The sequence below is a fragment of the Mesorhizobium sp. M8A.F.Ca.ET.208.01.1.1 genome (assembly GCF_004791315.1).
Taxonomy (GTDB): Bacteria; Pseudomonadota; Alphaproteobacteria; order Rhizobiales; family Rhizobiaceae; genus Mesorhizobium.
Genome location: NZ_SRUT01000326.1, coordinates 1 through 297 on the forward strand (window position 1 = coordinate 1; position 297 = coordinate 297).

Here is a 297-nt window from a genome sequence, read left to right on the forward strand (position 1 = left end):
AGGCCTCGATGCCGAAGCCGATCCTGGCCGGATCGATGCGGGTCGAGTAACCCTTGATGACGCCGGCCTCCTCCAGCGCCTTCACCCGTTTCCAGCATGGCGTCTTGCTCAGCCCGACCTCCTCGGCCAGCTAGCCGAAGGAGATTCGCGCGTCGCGCTCGAGCGCGGCCACTATTCTGCGGTCGAGGGCGTCCAGTATCGTTCGTTCTCCCATGTGGCCGGAAAGGCCGGACTTCGTCCTTCATTTCATGCCATTTGGATAACGAAAAGGAACAATGTTCAAGCGCAAAGCGCTAT

At 60.3% G+C, this 297-nt stretch carries 2 protein-coding genes; both read right to left on the bottom strand.

Annotated features, from left to right (window positions below; genetic code table 11):
* Positions 1-130 (bottom strand): winged helix-turn-helix transcriptional regulator (locus EN851_RS37980; protein WP_348630751.1); only part of this gene is annotated, 130 nt, incomplete at its 3' end.
* On the bottom strand, positions 131-214 hold the full coding sequence (locus EN851_RS37600) for an AsnC family transcriptional regulator (RefSeq protein WP_245520909.1): 84 nt from the start codon (positions 212-214) through the stop codon (positions 131-133).
* Positions 215-297: the final 83 nt, after the last annotated feature.

Bases quoted from the DNA above. Each gene is read 5' to 3' on its own strand.
- EN851_RS37600 (WP_245520909.1), bottom strand. From the start codon at position 214: ATGGGAGAACGAACGATACTGGACGCCCTCGACCGCAGAATAGTGGCC.